The sequence below is a fragment of the Peribacillus deserti genome (assembly GCF_002863585.1).
Taxonomy (GTDB): Bacteria; Bacillota; Bacilli; order Bacillales; family DSM-1321; genus Paraperibacillus; species Paraperibacillus deserti_A.
Genome location: NZ_PGUY01000020.1, coordinates 31,360 through 53,399 on the forward strand (window position 1 = coordinate 31,360; position 22,040 = coordinate 53,399).

20 protein-coding genes and 1 other annotated feature are annotated in these 22,040 nt (G+C 40.3%); of the genes, 15 read left to right on the forward strand and 5 right to left on the reverse strand.

The annotated features are described in order from the left end of the window. Positions 1 to 30: 30 nt before the first annotated feature. The 6 genes from CUU66_RS06940 to arcD all read left to right on the forward strand — a co-directional run bounded on the left by CUU66_RS06940 (position 31) and on the right by arcD (position 5,979). Positions 31 to 906, forward strand: coding sequence for a LysR family transcriptional regulator (locus tag CUU66_RS06940; protein WP_180955188.1), 876 nt, complete (start codon positions 31 to 33; stop codon positions 904 to 906). A gap of 333 nt (positions 907 to 1,239) precedes the next feature. Beyond that, positions 1,240 to 1,398 carry a DUF1540 domain-containing protein gene (locus tag CUU66_RS06945; protein ID WP_101640989.1) on the forward strand — a complete coding sequence of 53 codons (159 nt, stop codon included), beginning with the start codon at positions 1,240 to 1,242 and terminating at the stop codon, positions 1,396 to 1,398. Positions 1,399 to 1,429: 31 nt separating this feature from the next. Then, positions 1,430 to 1,582 (forward strand): hypothetical protein, encoded by a 153-nt coding sequence (locus CUU66_RS24040; protein ID WP_180955189.1) that lies wholly within the window; start codon positions 1,430 to 1,432, stop codon positions 1,580 to 1,582. 164 nt (positions 1,583 to 1,746) lie between these two features. After that, positions 1,747 to 2,514: a hypothetical protein gene (locus tag CUU66_RS06950; protein WP_101640952.1), complete on the forward strand. Its 768-nt coding sequence runs from the start codon at positions 1,747 to 1,749 to the stop codon at positions 2,512 to 2,514. Between the two features lie 217 nt (positions 2,515 to 2,731). Continuing rightward, positions 2,732 to 4,216, forward strand: a complete 1,485-nt coding sequence (dacB, locus tag CUU66_RS06955; RefSeq protein WP_101640990.1) for a D-alanyl-D-alanine carboxypeptidase/D-alanyl-D-alanine endopeptidase — start codon at positions 2,732 to 2,734, stop codon at positions 4,214 to 4,216. A gap of 335 nt (positions 4,217 to 4,551) precedes the next feature. Then, positions 4,552 to 5,979 carry an arginine-ornithine antiporter gene (gene arcD, locus CUU66_RS06960; protein ID WP_257967923.1) on the forward strand — a complete coding sequence of 476 codons (1,428 nt, stop codon included), beginning with the start codon at positions 4,552 to 4,554 and terminating at the stop codon, positions 5,977 to 5,979. Between the two features lie 453 nt (positions 5,980 to 6,432). Here arcD and argS read toward each other — a convergent pair whose 3' ends face one another. Further along, on the reverse strand, positions 6,433 to 8,124 hold the full coding sequence (gene argS, locus CUU66_RS06965) for an arginine--tRNA ligase (protein WP_101640953.1): 1,692 nt from the start codon (positions 8,122 to 8,124) through the stop codon (positions 6,433 to 6,435). A 55-nt stretch (positions 8,125 to 8,179) separates the two neighbouring features. Beyond that, positions 8,180 to 8,368 (reverse strand) — a binding site (T-box leader). A gap of 209 nt (positions 8,369 to 8,577) precedes the next feature. On the opposite strand from argS, the gene galU reads away from it, so the two are divergent. Continuing rightward, positions 8,578 to 9,465: a UTP--glucose-1-phosphate uridylyltransferase GalU gene (gene galU / locus CUU66_RS06970; RefSeq protein WP_101640954.1), complete on the forward strand. Its 888-nt coding sequence runs from the start codon at positions 8,578 to 8,580 to the stop codon at positions 9,463 to 9,465. On the opposite strand, the gene CUU66_RS06975 is transcribed toward galU, so the two are convergent. Together CUU66_RS06975 and CUU66_RS06980 are read right to left on the reverse strand one after the other, a co-directional pair. Continuing rightward, on the reverse strand, positions 9,438 to 9,716 hold the full coding sequence (locus CUU66_RS06975) for a hypothetical protein (RefSeq protein ID WP_101640955.1): 279 nt from the start codon (positions 9,714 to 9,716) through the stop codon (positions 9,438 to 9,440). The genes galU and CUU66_RS06975 overlap by 28 nt on opposite strands. A 93-nt stretch (positions 9,717 to 9,809) precedes the next feature. Next, a complete protein-coding gene (locus CUU66_RS06980; protein WP_101640956.1) occupies positions 9,810 to 9,962 on the reverse strand; it encodes a YpzG family protein in 153 nt (50 codons plus the stop codon). A 345-nt stretch (positions 9,963 to 10,307) separates the two neighbouring features. On the opposite strand from CUU66_RS06980, the gene CUU66_RS06985 reads away from it, so the two are divergent. After that, the gene (locus CUU66_RS06985) at positions 10,308 to 11,273 is read left to right on the forward strand and encodes a S8 family peptidase (protein ID WP_101640957.1); all 966 of its coding nucleotides are present in this window, start codon (positions 10,308 to 10,310) and stop codon (positions 11,271 to 11,273) included. Beyond that, positions 11,270 to 12,097, forward strand: coding sequence for an endonuclease I family protein (locus CUU66_RS06990; RefSeq protein WP_101640958.1), 828 nt, complete (start codon positions 11,270 to 11,272; stop codon positions 12,095 to 12,097). Before CUU66_RS06985 ends, CUU66_RS06990 begins: the two co-directional genes overlap by 4 nt. 415 nt (positions 12,098 to 12,512) lie before the next feature. Here CUU66_RS06990 and CUU66_RS06995 read toward each other — a convergent pair whose 3' ends face one another. After that, positions 12,513 to 13,055 carry an acyl-CoA thioesterase gene (locus tag CUU66_RS06995; protein WP_257967924.1) on the reverse strand — a complete coding sequence of 181 codons (543 nt, stop codon included), beginning with the start codon at positions 13,053 to 13,055 and terminating at the stop codon, positions 12,513 to 12,515. A 253-nt stretch (positions 13,056 to 13,308) separates the two neighbouring features. Here CUU66_RS06995 and CUU66_RS07000 point away from each other — a divergent pair, with 253 nt between their 5' ends. The 5 genes from CUU66_RS07000 to CUU66_RS07025 all read left to right on the forward strand — a co-directional run bounded on the left by CUU66_RS07000 (position 13,309) and on the right by CUU66_RS07025 (position 17,240). Further along, complete coding sequence (locus tag CUU66_RS07000) at positions 13,309 to 13,707, forward strand: cytosolic protein (RefSeq protein WP_101640960.1); 399 nt, start codon at positions 13,309 to 13,311, stop codon at positions 13,705 to 13,707. Positions 13,708 to 14,573: 866 nt separating this feature from the next. Continuing rightward, positions 14,574 to 14,972: a GNAT family N-acetyltransferase gene (locus CUU66_RS07010; protein ID WP_101640962.1), complete on the forward strand. Its 399-nt coding sequence runs from the start codon at positions 14,574 to 14,576 to the stop codon at positions 14,970 to 14,972. A gap of 162 nt (positions 14,973 to 15,134) precedes the next feature. Continuing rightward, entirely contained in the window at positions 15,135 to 15,611 is a 477-nt protein-coding gene (locus CUU66_RS07015; RefSeq protein ID WP_101640963.1) for a GNAT family N-acetyltransferase, read from the forward strand. Positions 15,612 to 16,029: 418 nt separating this feature from the next. Next, positions 16,030 to 16,371 (forward strand): PadR family transcriptional regulator, encoded by a 342-nt coding sequence (locus CUU66_RS07020; protein WP_101640964.1) that lies wholly within the window; start codon positions 16,030 to 16,032, stop codon positions 16,369 to 16,371. Further along, positions 16,368 to 17,240, forward strand: a complete 873-nt coding sequence (locus tag CUU66_RS07025) for a permease prefix domain 1-containing protein (RefSeq protein ID WP_101640965.1) — start codon at positions 16,368 to 16,370, stop codon at positions 17,238 to 17,240. Before CUU66_RS07020 ends, CUU66_RS07025 begins: the two co-directional genes overlap by 4 nt. A 1,185-nt stretch (positions 17,241 to 18,425) precedes the next feature. Here the strand turns inward: CUU66_RS07025 and CUU66_RS07030 are convergent. Then, positions 18,426 to 18,644, reverse strand: a complete 219-nt coding sequence (locus CUU66_RS07030) for a DUF378 domain-containing protein (protein WP_101640966.1) — start codon at positions 18,642 to 18,644, stop codon at positions 18,426 to 18,428. Between the two features lie 1,226 nt (positions 18,645 to 19,870). On the opposite strand from CUU66_RS07030, the gene CUU66_RS07035 reads away from it, so the two are divergent. Further along, positions 19,871 to 22,021 carry an ATP-dependent Clp protease ATP-binding subunit gene (locus tag CUU66_RS07035; protein WP_101640967.1) on the forward strand — a complete coding sequence of 717 codons (2,151 nt, stop codon included), beginning with the start codon at positions 19,871 to 19,873 and terminating at the stop codon, positions 22,019 to 22,021. Positions 22,022 to 22,040: the final 19 nt, after the last annotated feature.

The window sequence follows — 22,040 nt, forward strand, 5'->3', positions numbered from 1 at the left end:
TGAAAAAAAGTAATGTGAAGAGGGATGAGTTTGTCGATTGGCAAGTATGAAATTTTTCACAAAGTTGTAGAGCTGGGGAGCTTAACTAAAGCTAGCGCTGCCCTGAATCTGTCTCAATCTGGGGTCAGCCATGCTATTTCAAGTCTGGAAAAAGAGATGGGCTTTTCTTTATTATCCCGTAATAAAGCAGGCATTAAGCTTACGGTCAATGGGGAAAGAATGCTTTTATACATACGAGATATCCTATACTTAAACGAAAAGATGAGACAGGAAGCCGGCGAAATCAATGGACTAGAAATTGGGACAGTCAGGTTAGGAACTTTTTCTTCAGTATCAGCTGTCTGGCTGCCAGGAATCTTAAAAAAATTCGTGGAGCAATATCCGCATATTAAAGTTGAAATAATGGAAGGGAAACAGGAAGAGTTATCGCAATGGGTTTTGCAAGGTGCAGTTGATTTTAGTTTTTTGGTCCTGCCTTGTGCTGAAAACATTGAATTCCTCCATTTAAAGCGTGAATCGTTTTATGCTGTTGTGCCAAATACACATTTTCTTAGTAAAGAAGGTTTTATTCACTTTGAGGCATTTAAGCAAGAACGATTAATTTTACAGAATTCGACTCGTGAGAAAATAGTCAAACTTTTCAAAGGGAAAAAACTATATCCTGATGTTGCTTACCATTTAGAGGATGAACAGGCGATTTTATCGATGGTGAAAAATGAGATGGGTGTGGCTATTCTCCCTGAAATTACGCTGCATAGCATCCCCGAAGGAGTCAAGATTTTACCTATGGAAGCTGGAGAGGAGTCCGCATCACTTGGGATTGGCAGTTTAACTTTAAAACACCTGCCGCCAGCAGCTGAAAAATTTATCGCAGCGGCTACCTTATGGCTGAATGAGCATTACTGATACGGATTTTTTTATAGCTCTTTTCTAAAAGATTGTTGTTTTTTTATGTGAAACTACCCTATTGGTGAACAGGTTGATTGGAACGTAAGGTGCGAGACTCCTACAGGAGCAGCGGGACAGGTGGGACCCCATAGGCGAAGCCGAGGAGGCTCAGACGTCCGCACCGCGGAAAGCGAGCATCCTCACGTTCCAATAACTCCTTTGTCCAATATCAACAAAGTTTACGAAAACAGCATTTTTTATTCATCATTCAATCCCGTCTGAATTGTAAACTCTTGCATGGAATGTCACTCTTGATGGTTGGTGAAGCTAATCTAGAAGGGAGTGATCATGATGGCACAGGACGTGTTATGTGAAGTTGCTAATTGTGTTCATAATGCAGGCGGTTTAAAGTGTGCGGCAACAGAAATTTACGTTGTCAGTCATACTGGTGAACGTGCAGACAACAGCCGTGAGACGGATTGTAAAACCTTCGAACCTGGAGAGAGATAAACCAAGAAACCAATTGCTTAGGGTGTAAAACATGAAAACGCGTAATAATATTAATGAAGAAACCGAGGGCCGGGTGAATGGATTGTTTGGCCTCAAGCCTGAAGAAAGCCTGGAATCGGTCAACTTCGCAACGACCGAAAATCAGTATTTAAACGAATACCAGCATGATTTTGAACAAGAGTGAACCAATAACCTATACAGTCCTGTCCTTCAAGGGTGTATTTTTATAAATTCCTCATTCTTCAACTGTAAATACGCTTCTTCATGAACGTCACTTTCTGGCTTAAACTGTCAGGGAGGTTAGCCGGTCAAGGTGGCAATAATATAGTTAGAAAGGAAGGGATGACAATGTCATTAGAATGGTTTGATCGTGTAGCTGGAGAATTGCAGGAGCACCTGGAATCTATTTGCAAAAAATACGACCAGATGGGTTATATGAGTGTGGAGAGAGGTTCGAAACATCCTCGAATCGAATTCTACGTTGAAACCGAAGACGAAGATGATATTGAAGGCAGAGATTATTTCTTCACGTTGAATTACGATCCAGCGAATGAAGAATTCTATACAGATTCTTTTGAGTCTGAAATGCTAAGTCCCGTAAAAGTTGTACTTTCTGATATAGAAGACATCATCGATGCCGTTCATGAAGGCTTCCACGATTACGTCAACGGTGATATGGATGATGTGAATTTTGTTGTAGATGATGATATGGATGATATAGATGTTGATATTGATTATGCAGCTTCAGCGGATGATGATGAGTTCGAAGTAGAATATCAATTTGCAGACGACGATTATGATGACGATACAGAAACCGTTTATTTTGGTGCAGATGACGATGACGACACCGAAGTACTGCAGCAGATCGATGTAGAATGGGAAACACCGGAAGTGACTGCTTATATGGAAGAAGATGAAGTCGAAGTTACGTACCAATTTGGAATTGTACAGGAAACCGGTGATGGAGTACTTAGAAGAGTAAACCGCATCTGGACTGACGATGACGAACTGATCAAAGACGAAACCAACTTCATATTCAGCAAAGAAGAAGCAAGCACCATCATCGCCATGATTGCAAGCAACATGGACTCCTTGAGCGAAATGGACTACCAATAGGGGGACAGTCCCCTATTTCCCAAGCCGCTGCCTCCTTGTGGGCAGCGGCTTTAACGTGTTTTTTTACGGGGACTGTCCCCCATTTCCCGTCTATTTTCTAGGTCTTTGTATATAATGTGATATCGCGAAAACACTACTTTTTCCTCATCTGCTAAATAAAGGTAATTGGATGGGTGATGAAGAATTCATAGTCATTACATATGGAGGTGAAGAAGTATTGAAAAAAGAGGCTAAGATTGTACTGCTGTCCTTGATTGCGGTCATTTTCGCAATCATCCCTTATTTCCACGAGAAAGAAGCCGAAGTTAAGGCTGATGCTTCAGGAAGTGCCCTGACGCAGAAATTAAATGAACTGTTGAACAATGATCCGCTGCTTAAGGGGGCACTTGCCGGTGTGAGTGTACGCTCAGCCGATTCGGGGGAGCTTTTGTATGACCATATTGGGGATAACCGGCTAAGACCGGCATCTAATATGAAGCTATTTACAGCCGCTGCTGCTCTGTCCACTTTGGGAGAAGATTATAAGTTTAAGACGGAATTGCTGACGGATGGCACTGTGAGGGGGAAAATCCTTAAAGGCAATCTCTATTTAAAAGGAAAAGGTGATCCAACTCTTCTTGAGAAAGACCTGGATGATATGGCAGCAAAATTAAAAGCCAGAGGTGTTAAACTTATTACTGGAAATATCGTGGGCGATGATTCATGGTATGATGATTCCCGGTACTCATTAGATTTATCCTGGAGTGATGAAATGGAGTACTACGGGGCACAGGTATCGGCTCTGACTCTATCTCCGAATGAAGATTATGATGCAGGAACAGTCATTGTAAATGTGAATAGTGCAGAATCCGCAGGAAAAGCTGCTTCTATCGAGCTGACACCTAAAACAGATTATGTAAAGATCGTGAATAAAGTAACGACAGTGGCTGAAGGCGGAACGAAAAAAGTCAGTTATGAACGTGATCATGGAACAAACACAATCACAATAGAAGGTACAATTCCTGTTAAAGCTTCGCCTGTTAAAGAATGGATCGCCGTATGGGAACCCACTGGGTATACACTCGATGTCTTCAAGCAATCACTTGAAGAACAGGGTATAAAAGTAATTGGAAAAGAGAAGGAAGGAACAGCGCCTGAAAATGCAAAACTTCTTAACATTCATGACTCCATGGCACTGGGGGATATTTTTATCCCTTTTATGAAACTGAGCAATAATACACACGCAGAACATTTAGTAAAAGAAATGGGTAAGGTGGCAAAGGGAGAAGGAAGCTGGACCAAAGGGCTGGAAGTCATAAAAGGAGAACTCCCGAAATTTGGTGTCGATGTTAAGACATTAGTGCTGCGTGATGGATCAGGTCTTTCCCATGTAGATCTCATTCCGGCCAATGAGCTGACCAAGCTGCTATACCATGTTCAGGATGAAGAATGGTTTTCTTCATACCTAAACTCCCTGCCTGTAGCGGGTGCAAGTGACCGGATGGTTGGCGGTACCCTGAGGTCCAGGCTTAAAGAGGCTCCTGCCAATGGCAATATAAGGGCCAAGACAGGATCCATTTCCACAGTCAGCTCTTTATCGGGGTATGTGAAAACGAAAAGTGGGAAGAATCTCATTTTTTCTATCGTATTAAATAATATGGTAGACGGCTCCAAAGGAAAGACCATTGAAGATAAAGTGGCAATGATACTGGCAAACCAATAATAACCAAAGAGAGCTGCTCGTACTGCGAGTGCTCTCTTTTTTCATGGCTAAAAAGCCATACTAAGTCTTTATGCACGAGACCGATAGTTTTTGCGTGTTTTTATAAGTTTGCAGTTTTAGGCACGTTTTGCTTGTTTTTGCACGATTCGCATATTTTGCTGTTTTATTCCGTTTGTTGCGTAATTGTGTGTTTTAGGTTCATTTTCAAGATGTATATAAAGTATGTACTAGAGTTCAGCATAAAACTTCCATGGACGGAAACTATAAAATATTAACAAACCAGAATTGTGGAATAAAACTGCAAAATGATTGATGGGTGAAAGGGGCAGCAAAACGTGGAGGAACAGAGAATAAAAAGCGGGAGTAAAAGTCAATTAGGGATTTGGCCGTTAATTGCACTAGTGATCGGTTCTGTAATTGGCGGAGGTGCGTTTAATCTTCCTAGCGATATCACCCAGGGTGCACATACAGGAGCAATCCTGATAGGCTGGGTCATTACAGGCGCTGGTATTTTATCCCTTGGTTTGAGCTTTCAAAATCTTAATAACAAGCAGCCGGAACTGAATGGAGGCATATTTGCCTATGCAAAAGCGGGTTTCGGACAATTCATGGGTTTTAATAGCGCGTGGGGTTATTGGTGCTCTGCCTTTTTAGGAAATGTAGCCTTTGCAACTTTATTTGTCAGTGCGCTCGGTTACTTTTTCCCTATCTTAAACGGAAGAAATGCGGCTTCTATCATTTGTGCATCTATCATTCTCTGGGCTGTCCATTTTCTTGTTTTGCAGGGGGTAAAGTCCGCTTCCCTGGTAAATGCTGCTACCACTATCGCAAAACTTATTCCAATCCTGTTATTTATCATTCTCGGGTTTTTTGCCTTTGACTCCGATATATTTACACAAGACTTTTGGGGAACGGCACCTTTAAACTGGGATTCCATTCAAAATCAAGTGAAGAGTACGATGTTAATTACTTTATGGGTTTTTGTCGGTTTTGAGGGTGCTGTAGTTTTATCAGGCAGGGCCCGAAACCGTGGAGATGTCGGAAGAGCTACCGTATTTGGCTTATTATGTACGTTATCTATTTATGTGCTGCTATTCATTATTTCGGCAGGAATCATGGGCAAAGAACAGCTGGCCGGGTTAAAAAACCCATCACTTGCTTATGTACTTGAAGCTGCAGTCGGAGAGTGGGGGGCAGCCCTTGTGAATATCGGTCTCGTCATTTCTGTATTGGGGGCCTGGCTGGGGTGGACGATACTGGCCGCCGAAATTCCTTATATCGCAGGAAAAGAAAAAGTTTTTCCCAGCTTTTTTAGTAAAGAAAATAGACATTCATCTCCAAGCCGTTCCTTATTTTTGTCGAACTTGTTAATTCAATTATTCCTTCTTACCTTTTTAATTTCTGACAAACCCTATCAACTGGCATATTCATTGGCATCATCAGCCATTTTAATCCCTTATCTATTTGCGGCCCTTTATCAAATCAAATATTCCATGCGGGAAGACAGCCAAGACCGCACCAGAAACCTGATCGTTGGATTTATAGCGGCTGCTTACTCAATTTGGCTCCTTTACGCAGCTGGACTGAGCTACCTTTTGCTGACCCTGCTGATCTATCTTCCGGGCATACTCATATATGCCGCGGCACAAAAGGAATATAAGCAAAAAATCTTTGCGGGTAAAGAAGCCGTGGCAGCTGTGGTAATTGTCATTTTAGCGATAATAGCTGTGGCCATGCTGTTTCTCGGCAGAATATCTGTGTAAATACTTGATTCTGTTATCATTTTGTAGCTGTGCGGGGGGAGCTTTCGTCCCGGACAGAGAGTTCCGGTTCGCGATTAGAAAAACGGTTTTTCCATCAAGATTACGGGTATTTCCGAGCTGGAGGCGTTCACTCAGATCCCTTATCTGGATCTATCAATCATGCCGGCTCTTACGAATACTGTAAAAAGAATGCAGGTTCGTAACGCGTAACGATTTTTAGTCCACATATACCATCATAACGGCTTTTCCAATAACAATGCGGAAAACAAGCGAGTACATTTCCGATCATCCATTAAGTTAATCGAGAGCAGGCCTTTAAGGTCAGGTTTGAAAAAGAAGGTTACCCAGATAGTCAGCAAAGTTTTCGTAAGGGCCCATCACAGCGCCAGTATTCCTAAATCCACACACATAATACAAAAAGAAGCTGACTCTAAAAAGTTCAGCTTCTTTTATCTACATTTCTGCAGGTGCGGCAAGGCCAAGGAGATTCAGACCTTCTTTAAGTACAATTGCCACAGCTTCAACTAACTGCAGTCTTGCACTCAACTCCGGGTTTTCCTCGAGGATGCGGACATTTCCATAATAGCTGTTGAATGACTGGGCCAGGTCGATTAAATACTTGGAAATTACCGAAGGTTCATAGTTAAGGCAGGCACGTTCAATTGATTTTGGAAAGTCTATGAGCCGTTTTATTACTTCCCAGCTCAGTAGGTCGTTCAATCCTTCAGTAAAGTCTGCTTGTGAGAAAGTCTCTGCTTTTCTTAGGATTGAGCAGGCCCGGGCATGAGTATATTGAAGATACGGCCCTGTTTCTCCTTCGAATTTAAGCATTTCTTCAAGTGAAAACTCGATGTTATTCATGCGTTCATGGCGCAGATCGTGGAAGATGACTGCCCCGACTCCAACCTGGCGGGCTACTTCGGCCTTATTTTTAAGATTAGGATTTTTATGAAGTATATTGGTTTCTGCAAGGTGTATCGATTCCGCAAGAACTTCCTCAAGGAGCACCAATTTCCCTTTCCGGGTGGACATTTTTTTGCCATCTTTTAATATCATGCCGAAGGGGACGTGGACGATTGTGTCTGCCCATTCCATACCGAGCTTCTTTAGGACGAGCTTCAGTTGTTTAAAGTGAAGAGTTTGTTCGCCGCCGACTACGTATACAGCCTGTGCAAAGTCATACATCCTATGACGGTAAATGGCTGCAGCCAGGTCTCTGGTTACATATAGAGTTGCTCCGTCAGATTTCTTGATCAGAGAGGGAGGAAGACTTTCTTCATCAAGCTTAACAACCATTGCGCCCTGGTCCTCTTCAAGAAGGCCTTTGGCTTCTATCATTTTGACAACATCCTCCATTTTGTCATTATAAAAGGCTTCGCCATGGTAGGAGTCAAAACGCACATCCAGAAGATCATAGATTTTGTTAAATTCCTTTAATGACTCATCCCGGAACCATTGCCATAGATGGAGGGCAGCATCATCGCCGTCCTCTAATTTCTTGAACCAATCTCGGCCCTGCTGTTCGAGCCCGGGATTATCTTCAGCTTTTTCGTGAAATTCAACATAAAGCTTTAATAGTTCTTTAATAGGATTTTCTGTTACCTTTTTTTCGTCACCCCAGGCTGTATAGGCAGTAATCAGCTTCCCGAATTGTGTTCCCCAGTCACCGAGATGATTTATTCTTACCGGGGTATAGCCGCACTTCTGTAAAATGTTAGCTATTGCATTCCCTATCACGGTAGAACGCAGGTGTCCCATGGAAAAAGGCTTGGCGATATTAGGTGAGGACATATCAATAGGAACATTTTGTCCGCTGCCAATCATAAGTTCGCCGTATCGGTCTTTTTTAGAGATAATTTCTGAAATAACATCATAGCTCACTTTAGCCTTGTTTAGAAAAAAATTGACATAAGGGCCAGCAGGGGAAACTTTTTCAAATAAATCGCCTTGGAGCTGCCCTGAGAGCTGCCGGGCAATCTCAGCTGGAGGTTTACGCATGCTTTTAGCCAATCGAAAACAGGGGAAGGCAAGATCACCATGTTCAGGGAATTTTGGTGCTTCGATTAAATTCAAGATTTCGTCTGTCGGTATTTCGAGCTGCAGTCTGGTCGATATATGTTCAGCCAGCATTTTCCGGTAATTCATAAGGAAACCTCCCATAGATTTTTCGTTTATAAAAATAAAAAAATCCCGTCTCTATATAAGAGACGAGATATACCCGCGGTGCCACTCTACTTGTTCATAATGAACCACTTATCTTTTTAACGAGGATCTTCCCCCGGCTTACGCATTTTAGAAGTGCGCTTCACAAAGGTCTGATACCGGGCTTACACCTGCCCCGGTTCGCTTGGATCATAAACTCTGCTACTCTCTTCATCATTAATTTTATTTGTATAAGTTTGTAAAGATTATAGCGGCTTTCAAATCGGTTTACAAGGGGTTTATCATTTAATTTTTACATAGGTGGTAAAGAAGATGTTTATAAGACGGAAAGAGAATTTTGATGTGCCTTTTTGAATATATTGGGCTATATAGATTGAAGCAAGCATACATGTATGGTTCAGTTAGACGATCCCAAACAGAAAGCAGGGAAGCACAATGAAAGTGAAAAAAGCGGTCATCCCTGTAGCAGGGCTTGGCACTCGTTTTTTACCGGCTACGAAAGCTCAGCCTAAGGAAATGCTGCCTATTGTTGATAAACCGGCCGTACAATATATCGTGGAAGAGGCAGTCCAATCAGGCATTGAAAGTATCATTTTCGTGACCGGGCGCAACAAGAAGTCCATTGAAGATCATTTCGATAAATCTGCAGAGCTTGAACAGCTACTTGAATCAAAAGAGAAATATGATATGCTCGAGCAGGTGAAGCAGATTTCCTCACTGGCGCATATTCATTATATACGCCAAAAGGAACCCCTCGGACTGGGCCATGCAATCCTTTGTGCACAGGCATTTGTCGGGAATGAACCATTTGCTGTTCTCCTTGGCGATGATATCATGGTTTCTGAAACTCCGGCATTGAAACAGCTGATAGATGCTTATGAGTCTTTCGACAGGCAGGTAATCGGGGTTCAACAGGTTGAACCTTCAGAGGTTTCTAAATATGGAATCATTCGTCCGGGAATTAAAAGAAATACGTTGTATACCATACGGGATTTAGTCGAAAAACCTTCCATATCAGAAGCGCCATCTAATATTGCCGTAATGGGGCGCTACATATTGAAACCTTCTATCTTTCCTATTCTTGAGCGGACTGCCAGAGGGGCGGGAAACGAAATTCAGCTGACAGATGCTTTGCGGGAGGCTAAAAAAGAAGAGCAGCTGTTAGCACTCGAGCTTAATGGCAAACGGTTTGACATAGGAGATAAGCTTGGGTATATAAAAGCAATTACAGAGGTGGGTCTTAAAAGACCAGAGCTCCGTATGCAGCTTCTTTCATATTTAGAAGATCTGCTGGTTCAGGAAACGGCTGCGGCCAGAAAATGATTTTCCATAAAAAAGCTGTATTCTAAAAGATTGTTGTATTTTTTATAATTTTCTATGACCCACCCAATTGTTAAACTTGTTGCTTGGAACGTAAGGTGCGAGACTCCTGCTGGAGCAGCAAAAAGATCATCATTCAGTTTTGGATGGATCTTTTCTTGAAAAGCACCGTCCTCCGCTTTTCGATCAGGTGAGACCCCACAGGCGAAGCGAAGGAGGCTCAGCGCCCGCCCCGCGGAAGCGAGCATCCTCATGTTCCAATCAACCCCTGCTTCATTTACAATAAAGTTCGCGAAAACAGCCTAAAAAAAAAGACGCTCCCGCGTCTTTTTTTGCTTTACTCGCCCTTACCAGCGGTGCGCCTTAGCGTTGCTTCTTAAGATAATGTTGGTCTGTGACATGGCAGTATGTCCATTAACTTGAGACTTAGAACGTTTCGGTCTTGTCCAATTATGGTGAAATAGCTTTGAATGAGAGTCTAAATGGTCCCTGTAACTCATCTAATCACCCCATCTGGAAGGATTGGCAAGGCATCGATATTCAATCAAGGAATATCAATTCATATCATTTCTCTATTTAACATTTTTACCCCTAAAGAATCGCTGTAAATAATTCCAGTCAAAAACTGACATATTTTTTGGGGAAATGAAACTTTTGATGGATGTAAAGAAAAAAAATGTAGAAATAATCCTTCTTCCGGAACTGTTTAAGGGATACGGATATTGTTAAAATATAGGAGCACCCCAAGAATCCGCTCTAAATTTCCCCAAGCGGAACTTTCCGCTGAACTTTGTCATACCTTCAATTCTATATGAAGGATCATTTATTCTTAAGGAGGAAATGCAATGGAGCAAGTTGTCCGAGTGATTCCGTTCAAATTCGTGGAGCATGTGGAAGAGGTTGGAGAAGTACCCAAAGGAATAGAACTGATCCAGGCGCCAAAAATGTGGGAGCATACTAAAGGAAAAGGTATGACAATTGCAGTGCTTGATACCGGCTGTGACATTTCCCATCCCGATATAAAAGAGAGAATAAAGGGCGGCAGAAACTTTACAAAAGATGACGGCGGCAGCCAGAATATATATCAAGATTACAATGGCCATGGAACACATGTGGCAGGGACCATAGCTGCTTCACTAAATCAAACAGGCGTCATCGGCGCTGCCCCTGAAGCAGATCTGCTGATCGTCAAAGTATTGGATAAGAACGGCTCCGGGCAGTATGAATGGATCAAAAATGGAATTTTGTATGCGATCGAACAGAAAGCAGATATTATTTCCATGTCCTTAGGGGGGCCTTCAGATGACCCAGGTTTACATGAAGCAATAAAAATGGCAGTACAGAGTAACATACTGGTCGTCTGTGCGGCCGGCAATGAAGGAGACGGAAACGATAAGACAGACGAATTAGGTTACCCGGCCTGTTATAATGAAGTAATCAGTGTCGGGGCGATTAATTTAGAACGAAGATCCTCAGATTTTACAAATTCCAATAATGAAGTAGACCTGGTTGCACCAGGTGAAGGAATCATATCAACCTATCTGGGCGGAAAGTACGCAAAGCTGAGTGGAACATCCATGTCTGCTCCACATGTTTCCGGGGCATTGGCCCTCATCAAGGTGATGGCAAATGAAAACTTCGGCAGGAACCTTACCGAACCTGAACTCTACGCACAGCTTATCAAACGGACCATTCCTCTAGGCCATTCACCAAGGCTTGAAGGAAATGGGCTGCTTTACTTAACTGCGATTGAACATTTAAGAGATATTTTCACAGAGAAAGTTTCTGCACAGCTGGTAAGCTTGTCATGAACGGTGAAGAAGGCGGCCGCAAGGAATGGATGGATGCCAAAGCCACCTTATATGCATGTCAGGAAAAACCCTACTATGACGAACAAAAGGATAAGAATACTAAGGAAGCTTACTATGCACAAATCTCTTTTGAAGACCAAGATCTAGCTGAAAAGCTACGCGGGTTAATCGAAGCCACCCATACACATCAGCTGCCATATTCCCCTCACCGCTATGTGTATCCCTGGGTGGACATTCAGGAAAACGGCCAATTAAAAAGCCTGTATTCAGGACAAGCAATGGATCCTTTGCAGGTCATAGAAGATGATTTAAACATACTTTCGAGAATCGAACAGGGTGAAACTACAGTTTTATCCCAGGAACTAAAGTTTAACTGTGAACATGTGGTTCCGCAGTCCTGGTTTAAAAAGGGTGAGCCCATGAGGGGGGATCTTCATCATCTATTCGCCTGTGAGCCAACCTGTAACTCCAGCCGGGGAAATTCACCCTATTATGATTTCCCTTCTTATTCGCCATCGGCCCTAATTATCCGCAGTGGCTGCGGCATGGCAGAAGAAGGGAAGTTCGAGCCAGAATACGGAAAAGGAATTGCAGCGCGTGCTGTATTTTACTTTTATATCAGATATAAAGGAATTATTTCCTTAGATGACAAAATGGATTTGGAAGTCCTGAAAAAATGGGACGAACAATATCCTGTGAGCCTCTATGAAAAACATAGAAATGCTGCTATTCAAGAAATTCAGGGAAATCGAAATCCGTTTATTGACTATCCTGAGTTATCGCAGAAGCTAATCTTAGGTCAAAGCAACGTAAAAACCCTCTGACAAGCCGTCAGGGGGATTTTGTATAAATATTTCAGAAATGCCCAACTCCAGGGCTCTATAAGCGATACATAAGACTCATGGATCGCTGTCAGACCGTCAATTTGCGAGTCTGGGATATCAGGCGTCTGCTTTTCCTCTAAGTACTTTTTGTTCAAATAAACGGATAATCATTTCTGCTTTTAATGGAACACAAAGAAAAGCACGGTCCTCCGCTTTTCTTGTTGTCCAGCTCCAAGCTGAGACCCTCGAGTCATAAGCCAATCAGTCCATGAGAAGAAAAAGCGCTTCTCACGGCCTGCTCGTCTTATGCTTGTCGGGTCTCTGCCTTCCTTTGGACTTGGAATGGTGAACATGCTTTCTGCATCAGGGTGTGCACTATAAGTAATTATTTAGGAAGGCACCGCTTTCCGCTTTTCTAAGTCCAGGGTTTATCCACTTTAATAAAATCGGCAAGCTCCTTGCTGTTAATCCGTCTCATTTTACGGATTTTGGCGCGGTCTTCACCGGTCTCATGCAATTTCTTTTCTTCCTCGGTCTGAGGAATGACTGCAGGAACAGAGCAGGGAACTCCATTTTCATCCAGTGCGACAAAGGTCAAAAATGCTGTAGCGGCAATTCGTCTGAAACCTGTTCCGAGATCCTCGGCAATCGCCTTCACAAACACTTCCATCGATGTTCTGCCCGTATAACTTACGTAAGCTTCTAAACAAAGTGAATCGTCCGGATACACCGGCCCTAAAAAATCGACAGAATCTGTAGAAGCCGTGACTACTTCTCTACGGGAATGCCTTCTGGATGCAATGGCAGCTACTGCATCCATCTTCTTCATTAAAACTCCGCCAAAAAGAGTATTATGATTATTTGTATCATTTGGAAGAACAAGATCTGTATGGACAACTTTAGATGCGGAACAAAATAACTCTTTAACCATTGCTTCATCTCCTATTAACTCTTTCATATCGTATTATACCTCAAAACTCTATCAGAATTGTCATCCAAAGATCATATTCCAGCAGGCTAAACACCAGAACGATATTGAAATGTATGCTGATTTTTTCAAGTGCATACTGGGATCTTTAAGAAACCACGTGTTTTCAAATGTAAAGAATCCTTTAGAAACGGAGAAATACCTCAACTTGCAATAAAAGCGGAAAATTTAGGGTATGTTACAAAGGTATTCATCTTTTAAGGAGACGAAAGGGAGGATAACCATGAAATCTTTTGTAGTCAGCTTTCATCAAGAAGATAATGTAGATACTATGCAGATTCAAAAACTGGATGATACCGAATTCGATCAAGCAACTGAGGGCGGAGCCAGACATCTGTTTGATTTAGACACCAACATTGGCTACTTCATTTTTATGGATGCAGAAGATATCGACGGAGATGTCTCACACCTCATGATCCAATTTGAAGGAGACAATGAATCTCCAAGTGCTTACTACTCCTTCTCGTTACAAGACTTTTATGAGTTTATGGCGTTATTCTTAAGCGGTCAGGAACCTGAAGATGAGGAAGAAGAAGGAGACGAACAGGAATATGGTCCTATGCATCATTTAGGGCACCTGCTGCACCATATTGTGGAAGAAGGAAATTCTCTAAAGCCCTAAAACCGATTTGAATTTCTTTTGAGCCGGCAAGGAGGCCTTGCCGGCTTTATCATTTCAGAGTTCATAGGATTATGGCTCTGCCGGTTGCGAAGGGAGAAATCCACGGGAAAAACTTTCAAGTGTACACACGCCGGAGACTCTTTCCTTATCTTACAGAGCAGCCTCACTAAGATAAAGGGGTATGGAATTATAAAAACTGTGGTCTTTTTAATTGCCTGTTTTCTAAAATTTTTAGTTTTCAAAAATAAAGAAAAGGGTTTTGGGGTTTGATGTTAATATAAATAAAGGATTTGCTCAATTAAAGGACATAGTAGTTTGGGAGAGAATTTCCGGGCAATAGTGAGAAGTGGTAAAATAGCAATTAAGCTATTTTAAGGGGTAGAAAAAATATGGATATATCTAATGATAACAAAGAGTAGAAGAATGGATCTTATATTTACCTAACAAGGGCTCAAATGAAATATGACTATAGAATCATTCCAAAAACAGTTTCATTTTTAGCGAAACTGTTTTTTATGTATAAAGGGAATTTTCGGCTACCAGAAGCGTATCTTAGGCAGCCCTAAGTCCTCCAATGGTTGTATATTGTCTAGCCATCTCATTGAGACACCAAGGATGATCCGTATTTTCAAACAATGAATTCCAAAAGGATTGCTGAGGCGGTTCTTAGGGAGGAGAAACTTATTTTGAGAAGGTAATCCAATGAACCATGCTTCGCTAATAAAGGGAAAAAATGAATTGCTGTGAGAACCAGTCGAAGGACTCGTAAGGATATACGGCGGCGGAGCAGTAGGTTGCTGAACTCTTATATCGGGTGGAAAGCAGGTAAAGAAAAATGGAATTGACTATAAAAAGAACAAAAGAAATTGAGGCACAACAGCTTTTGGAGATTCAGAAAGAAGCATTTCGGAGGACTTAGAGAGGTACCAAGATCACACGATACCAATCCAGTCAATGAACCTTTTGAGAGATTGCTTAGAAAGATAGAATTCTTTTTACACTATACGATATGGGTAGAAGATGAAATAATCGGTGGTAATGATATTAGAGATTTACAAGATGAGAGATACCGAATTATTAGAATTTTCATATCTATTAAATATCAAAATAAAGGGTTTGGGACTCGTATTATGCAGTTAATTGAAAAAGAATTTCCTTTAGCAACTGAATGGAGTCTGGATACCCCGCATTTGAACAAAAGGAATCACCACTTTTATGAAAAGCTTGGCTATATGAAAGTTGGGGGAACACCAAATTTCAGATAAACTTACTTTAAATGATTATGTAAAAACTAATAAAAATTAAAAATATACAAACATTTCGAAAACAGCTTACGAAAAGAGCCTAAGTTTTTGAGGGGTTATATTGATTAATCTTAAAAATAGCATATGTTGGTATAAACAGAAGGGAATTTAGGAGGATATATTATGTCGTTGGTATTCAGAAAATCAACAATGGAAGATATAGATATTTTACTTCCAATCCAAAAAGCATCGTTTCAAGAGGACTTGGAAAAATATGAGGACTTTGAAACTAATCCAGCTTGTGAAACATTTGAGAAGTTAGAGGAAAATATAAAAAAATATCATCACTTTACAATTTTGGACGGAGAATCAGTTATCGGTGCTATTGATGTAAGAGGTAATGAAGAGCGTATGCACATTAGTAAAGTGTTCATTTCTCCTTTCAATCAAAATAATGGAGCTGGTACTGCCGCTATTCAGTTTTTAGAAGAACAATTTCCAAATGTGAAATTATGGACTTTGTATACCCTTTATTTAAGTTTTCGTAATCACTATTTTTACGAGAAATTTGGATACAAAAAGACCAAAGAGGTTCAGCTTACGCCTAAGTTAATTTTATTTAAATACGAAAAATTACCAGGTGTCCTGATGTCAAAATAGCAGCCCCATTAGAAAGTTTGTGGGACCATCAATCGGGTTGCCTTTTTTAATTTAACCTTAATAATTCCACTGTTGTTTTGTTTGATTTTCGGCACACCGAAATATGCATTTGCTCCACTTGTTTTTATAAGATTTATAGTGATGATAAATTTGTAATTGCTATTTGTATTTTTTGGAAAGAAGATGTACAGTGTAAGTTTTTAATGGCAATGGAGCATGTTAAATTAAATTTTGTTAACTGTACCAAACTGTATAAATTGTGTAATTTCGTTATACATGAGAACAAACAGTCATAGATGAACCATATTTTCAAACAATAGAGTGTATGAAGAACCATTATAACGGTTCTTTTTTATTTATTTGAATACCTTGCATTATTAGGTAATACAATTTATAGTAAAACTGGAGGTGATAAAATATGGAAATTAACAAAGAAGTTTTAAAGGGGCACATTGACACGATCATCCTGTCCTTATTACATAACAAAGATATGTATGGATATGAATTAGCTAAATTAGTCCGCGATAAAAGCGAAGAACAGTTTGAATTAAAAGAAGGGACCCTTTATTTATCATTAAAACGATTAGAAAAAAATGAGTGGATCTCCGCTTATTGGGGGGATGATCAAGGACCCGGGGGAAGAAGAAAATACTATAAACTAACCCCTTTAGGAGAGAAGGGGCTTGAGGAAAAACGTAAAGAATGGCTATTTGTAAAAAAAATCATAGATACGTTTTTAGAAGGGGGAGATTTGATATGAAAAAAATTGATGAGTTTGTGCATTCTCTGTATAAAGATGTCTCTGGAGATAAACAGGAACTAGATGATTTAAAGCAAGAAATGCGATCTCATTTAATAGAAGCGGTGGAAGAGTTAAAATTTGAAGGAAAAACAGAGGAAGAAGCCATTCGTATGGCAATTGAGAATTTCGGCGGTAAAAAACAAATTGTTTCAGGGCTGTCTGAATTCTTTCGAGTCCAGAAAAAATTTACGAATGTGGTTTTATCATTTGCACTTCTTTTTTTTGTAGCTGCTATCGTATCTCTGTTGTTTTCGCTGGCAAATGTGAAGGAATATAAAAAAGAATCAAAAGAGGCGGAGGCATCTCATTTAGAAAGATATGCTATCATGTATGACGTATTGGATGTCATTGATACTCCTGGCGGCGAGATTACACCGAAAGATAAAAATGAATTACAAAACGTATTTAAAAGATATCAGGACAAAATCAACATGATAGCGGTTTTCCCTGTTAAAGGTTCCGAAGAATGGCTAAAAGATAACAAAGAAGTAAGCATGGCTCCGATGAATCACTTCCCGATTGATTACAAAAAATCTTCCATTATAGTAGACAGGGACGGAATCGTAAGAGATAAAGAACATATTGTTCCGAGTGATTATGACCTGGGAACCGTGATCCATGCAAACGGTCGATGGATTGTTCAGTATGAATATAAAACGTCTTACGAAGATACCATTGAAAAGTACCACCAAATCAGCTATTACTCTCCAAACACATCGAGTTTTTATTATGTACCCATCACTTTCTTTTCCATATTCATGATTCTTGGAGCAATTTGGTTGTTCATGAGGAAACAAAATAGACAATTACAAAGTGTAATTCACTGATAAAGGTTATGGCAGCTTTTTATGTTCAGAAAGGGCAAAAGTTACACAGATTTATTGTGTAATCTTCTGGAACCTTGGGGCTCAAAAGGGTCGAAGGAGGTTACACAGTGGTTCAATTGCCAGAACTTCCATACTGAGTCCTTAAACCTTACTAAGTCAAGAAAAGCAGTCTTAGCTATACTCCCCCAAGGGAAGTGGAGAAAAAAACTGTATAACTTATTGTGTAAGTAATAATCGACTAAAGTTTATTATGTAGCCTCGTGTACAATGTGTGATTTGGACAAGATCGGATTAATTATTTTGTTCCTTGTTAAAGGGTGCGTTAGTTTTGGAAAACTGGGTTGCTCAGGCAGCTCTTTTTTAATTCATTCCAGGGGCAGTTAGTGGAATATGAAAATTAAAGAAACTAGACGAATTTAAAGAAGTAAACGGTTTTAGGTTGTAATAATTGGGGGGGGAATTATGGGGAAACGTATTGAAATAATTTATGAGTTAGAAAATTTGAAAGGAACTGTTACGTTGAAATAAAACCGGGAAATTGGGGCGAAGGTTCAATTTTCTTTACAGATCAAACCTTTATCTATTTTTCAAAGGCAATTGAAAAACATTACAAAAAATATTCTCTATGGGGCATAAGCGAAATAAACAGGGAGACTTGGAAGTTAATCCTGGCAGAACTAGAGAATCTTAAAATATTTTTGACAACCAATCCAAACCCTGAAGATTTGAAGAAGCATATTGAATACGCGTATTTAGAGATCACTGAGAAATATATGTTAGGAAATCGAAATAATAACTTAGATTATTTGGTGAAAGTAATTACTGAATTTCAATCTTGGATAGACAAAGAGAGTAAAGATAACGAGTATATCTCCGTTTTAGGTATTTAAAATTAATGGGAATATTTAAGTTGGTGTTGCCCTTTTTTATCACAACAACTTGTTGTTGTAAAAAATTTACTTTATCGGGTTATTTTTGGTAGTAAATAAGGTCATTTACAGGTGTAGCTTAGTAATGATATTCAATAAGTAATCGTATTTGGTATACATCTTACAATATATTTCATTTAGTGACGCAATTGAAAACAGCCTTCTTCATTAAGAAGAGGCTGTTTTAGTTCAAAATTATTTAGTTTTAGTATAGATATTAACAATACATTTATCTAGATGAATGGTCTTTTCAGCATTAGTCTGCATATGACCGATCTGGTTCTTTAACTCTGGAAAGGAACTTAAATGAATACAAAGCACAAAGACCTACTATTACATATATAATCCTTGCAAGTATTGAATCTTGTCCGCCGAAGATGGAAGCAACAAGATCGAACTGAAATAACCCTACCAACAGCCAATTAAGTCCGCCGATAATTAACAATATAAGAGCTGCCAGATTTAATGTTTTCATTTTTCTCCTCCTTGTATAATATATGTTCAATGTTTGTATACCCCTTTGGAAACGGAGTAAACTCTATCCAATTTAAAAGCACATGCTCCGGATAAAGGACTTACAAGGCTGGCCGCTGATGGAAAGGGATAGTGAAATTGCTTTTTTAAGCCAACTATGAATATCTTTTATTTCAGCCCAAGTCCTCTTTTTGTAAGGCTCTTTTCTAAAAGATTGTGGTTTTTAATAGTTCGGTGAACCTACCCTATTGTTAAACAGGTTGATTGGAACGTAAGGTGCGAGACTCCTGCGGGAGCAGCGGGTATTGTCCAGCTCCGGACTGACACCTTCGGTCATAAGCCAAATCGCCATTAAAAGGCAAAGTCGGCCTTTTACTGCCGCTAGTCTTATGCCGGTCAGGTGTCTGCTTTTCTTTTAGCGTTTTGCCTCTAATTAAAAAAGATCATCATTCAGCTTTTTGATGGATCTTATCTTGAAAAGCACCGTCCTCCGCTTTTCGATCAGGTGAGATCCCACAGGCGAAGCCGAGGAGGCTCAGCGCCCGCCCCGCGGAAAGCGAGCATCCTGTAGTGGAAATCAACCCCCTTGTTCAAAAACAACAAAGTTTGCGAAAACAGCCTTTTGTAAAGGGGGCAAGGCAGATAAAAACTAATTGCATGGTAAAAGAAAATAATTGCATCACATAGTGAAATAATTTCAATGGATCAAAAAATAATTGCTTGAAACTTGAAAATCGGGTGTTAAAAAGTAAGCTGCTCCATCCGAATGGCGTTTTACATTTAATAATGGCGCAGAAATTTCATGATTTAAGTAAATCTTTAATTGCAGAAATCCGAAACCCTTTTTAGATTAATCGTATGAGATAATACTTCCTAAAAATTAGCAAATAATCCTCCTTGCAGAAATTTTCGTACTAATAAACAGTACCTTCAACAAAAATGTGAATCAAAGTTTAGTCGTAACCCACACAGAGGAGCCTGGCTCAACTCGCACCCTAGAATCTAAAGGATTAAATCCTTTTATTTCGGGTAAATACCATCACGGGCAGTAATATGTTTAAATGAATTATCTTTTCTTCAAAGTAAATTTTACATAAATACTTGAAAGTCAAAGAAGGTCAATGTATAATGAATACAGAAAGTCAAATATAGTCAAAGTCAGATACAACCATAGACCTTACAAATCATAATAATTAATGATAAAAACCAACTAGGAGGAGTACACATATGAATTGTGAAAAATGTCATACAAACCAAGCAGATTTTCAGTTTCGCGTTAATTTCAATGGCAAACAACAGGACTTCCATCTGTGCTCCGCTTGTTTTAAAGAAGAACGGCATAAATTAGGAGCGGCAATGGGAGGATCAGATTTTGGCGGCATGGGCGGATTCGCTTTTGATGATTTCTTTAAATCATTCGGACAGATGCCGCATGCTTCTCATTTTCAAAACCAGCCGCAGGCAGAACCCAAAACGAAACAAGGCGGCGGAGGCCTTCTTGACCAATATGGAAGAAATCTTACACAGCTTGCAGACGCAGGGTTGATCGACCCGGTCATTGGCCGTGAAGACGAAGTAAATCGAGTTATCGAGATTCTAAATAGACGCAATAAAAATAATCCTGTTTTAATAGGTGAGCCTGGGGTAGGTAAAACAGCGATCGCTGAAGGTTTTGCCCTTAAAATTTCTGAAGGCAGAGTGCCTATGAAGCTTCGTAATAAAGAGGTATATATGCTTGATGTTGCCTCCCTTGTTACAAATACAGGAATACGCGGTCAATTTGAAGAAAGAATGAAGCAGTTGATTCATGAATTGCAAGAACGCAAGAATGTTATCTTATTCATTGATGAAATCCATCAAATTGTTGGTGCGGGGTCTGCAGAAGGGTCCATGGATGCTGGGAATATCCTAAAACCGGCACTCGCACGCGGTGAGCTGCAATTAGTGGGTGCAACTACGCTTAGTGAATACCGCAAAATCGAAAAAGATGCAGCCCTTGAGCGCCGCTTCCAGCCCGTTCAGGTGGATGAGCCGTCTCCAGCGGAAGCTCTTCAAATCTTGGAAGGACTTAAAGAGCGTTATGAATCTTACCATCAAGTAAAATACAGCGAACAGGCATTAATTGCTGCCGTTGAGCTTTCACACCGTTATATTCAAGACCGCTTCCTTCCAGATAAAGCGATTGACCTAGTCGATGAAGCTGGTTCTAAGTTGAATTTAACAATTGAAGGCGGACAAGAGGAAGATATTAAGGAACGCCTTGCTCAGATTCACCAGAATAAAGAAAAAGCTCTTAAAGAAGAAGCGTATGAAGCTGCGGCTAAATTACGGGATGAAGAAGAAGAGCTTGAAAGAATATTGAAGGATGGAGGCTCCGCCAGCCACCCAGTGGTTACGGTTGAGCACATCCAGGAATTAATTGAACAAAAAACCGGCATTCCTGTGGGCAAGCTCCAGGAAGATGAGCAGGTACGCATGAACCGTCTTCAAGAAGAACTTTCTAAGAAAGTTATTGGACAGGAGGAAGCTGTTAAGAAGGTTGCTAAGGCTATCCGACGCAGCCGCGCAGGTCTTAAATCAAAAACCCGCCCGATAGGTTCCTTCTTATTTGTAGGTCCGACTGGTGTTGGTAAAACAGAGCTTACTAAAACACTTGCTCTTGAACTATTTGGTTCCAAGGATTCTATGATCCGCTTAGATATGAGTGAATATATGGAAAAACACAGTGTTTCTAAATTAATCGGTTCACCTCCTGGATATGTAGGGCACGAGGAAGCTGGACAGCTTACTGAAAAAGTACGCCGTAAGCCTTACAGTATCATTCTTTTGGACGAAATTGAAAAAGCGCATCCGGATGTGATGCACATGTTCCTTCAAATCTTAGAGGATGGCCGTCTGACAGACAGCCAGGGACGTACGGTTAACTTCAAAGATACAGTGATTATTATGACAAGTAACGCAGGAGTAGGGGAGAAGCGAAAAGTAATGGGCTTTGGTGCAGGCAATTCGGCAGTTGAACAGGCATCCATCCTGCATGCATTAGGAAGCTACTTCAAACCAGAATTCCTGAACCGTTTCGACAGCATTATTGAGTTCTCCTCATTAACTAAGGAAAATATCCTAAAAATCGTGGATATTATGCTTGGTGATTTATATGAAACAATTACTGAACAAGAGTTATCACTTGAGGTAACAGAGGCTGCTAAAGAGAAACTGGCAGAGCTTGGCTACCACCCAGCCTTTGGTGCTAGACCATTGCGCCGTGTAATTCAAGAGCAGCTTGAAGATGGAATTGCAGACTTCATTTTTGAGAAGCCTGAAATAAAAAATCTTAAAGCTGTGGTTGAGGATGATCAAATAAAAGTAATTGAAGCGTAATTTGAAAAAGCCTTTATAA

What these genes read in the sequence shown, in the direction of transcription:
- CUU66_RS06985 (WP_101640957.1), top strand. Translation starts at nt 10,308, where the DNA reads ATGGAGCAAGTTGTCCGAGTGATTCCGTTCAAATTCGTGGAGCATGTG.
- CUU66_RS06980 (WP_101640956.1), bottom strand. Translation starts at nt 9,962, where the DNA reads ATGAGTTACAGGGACCATTTAGACTCTCATTCAAAGCTATTTCACCAT.
- CUU66_RS07020 (WP_101640964.1), top strand. Translation starts at nt 16,030, where the DNA reads ATGGAAATTAACAAAGAAGTTTTAAAGGGGCACATTGACACGATCATC.
- CUU66_RS07000 (WP_101640960.1), top strand. Translation starts at nt 13,309, where the DNA reads ATGAAATCTTTTGTAGTCAGCTTTCATCAAGAAGATAATGTAGATACT.
- CUU66_RS07035 (WP_101640967.1), top strand. Translation starts at nt 19,871, where the DNA reads ATGAATTGTGAAAAATGTCATACAAACCAAGCAGATTTTCAGTTTCGC.
- CUU66_RS06975 (WP_101640955.1), bottom strand. Translation starts at nt 9,716, where the DNA reads ATGAGGATGCTCGCTTCCGCGGGGCGGGCGCTGAGCCTCCTTCGCTTC.
- CUU66_RS06945 (WP_101640989.1), top strand. Translation starts at nt 1,240, where the DNA reads ATGGCACAGGACGTGTTATGTGAAGTTGCTAATTGTGTTCATAATGCA.
- CUU66_RS24040 (WP_180955189.1), top strand. Translation starts at nt 1,430, where the DNA reads ATGAAAACGCGTAATAATATTAATGAAGAAACCGAGGGCCGGGTGAAT.
- CUU66_RS06995 (WP_257967924.1), bottom strand. Translation starts at nt 13,055, where the DNA reads ATGAAAGAGTTAATAGGAGATGAAGCAATGGTTAAAGAGTTATTTTGT.
- CUU66_RS07030 (WP_101640966.1), bottom strand. Translation starts at nt 18,644, where the DNA reads ATGAAAACATTAAATCTGGCAGCTCTTATATTGTTAATTATCGGCGGA.
- CUU66_RS07015 (WP_101640963.1), top strand. Translation starts at nt 15,135, where the DNA reads ATGTCGTTGGTATTCAGAAAATCAACAATGGAAGATATAGATATTTTA.
- CUU66_RS06990 (WP_101640958.1), top strand. Translation starts at nt 11,270, where the DNA reads ATGAACGGTGAAGAAGGCGGCCGCAAGGAATGGATGGATGCCAAAGCC.
- argS (WP_101640953.1), bottom strand. Translation starts at nt 8,124, where the DNA reads ATGAATTACCGGAAAATGCTGGCTGAACATATATCGACCAGACTGCAG.
- CUU66_RS06950 (WP_101640952.1), top strand. Translation starts at nt 1,747, where the DNA reads ATGTCATTAGAATGGTTTGATCGTGTAGCTGGAGAATTGCAGGAGCAC.
- galU (WP_101640954.1), top strand. Translation starts at nt 8,578, where the DNA reads ATGAAAGTGAAAAAAGCGGTCATCCCTGTAGCAGGGCTTGGCACTCGT.
- CUU66_RS07025 (WP_101640965.1), top strand. Translation starts at nt 16,368, where the DNA reads ATGAAAAAAATTGATGAGTTTGTGCATTCTCTGTATAAAGATGTCTCT.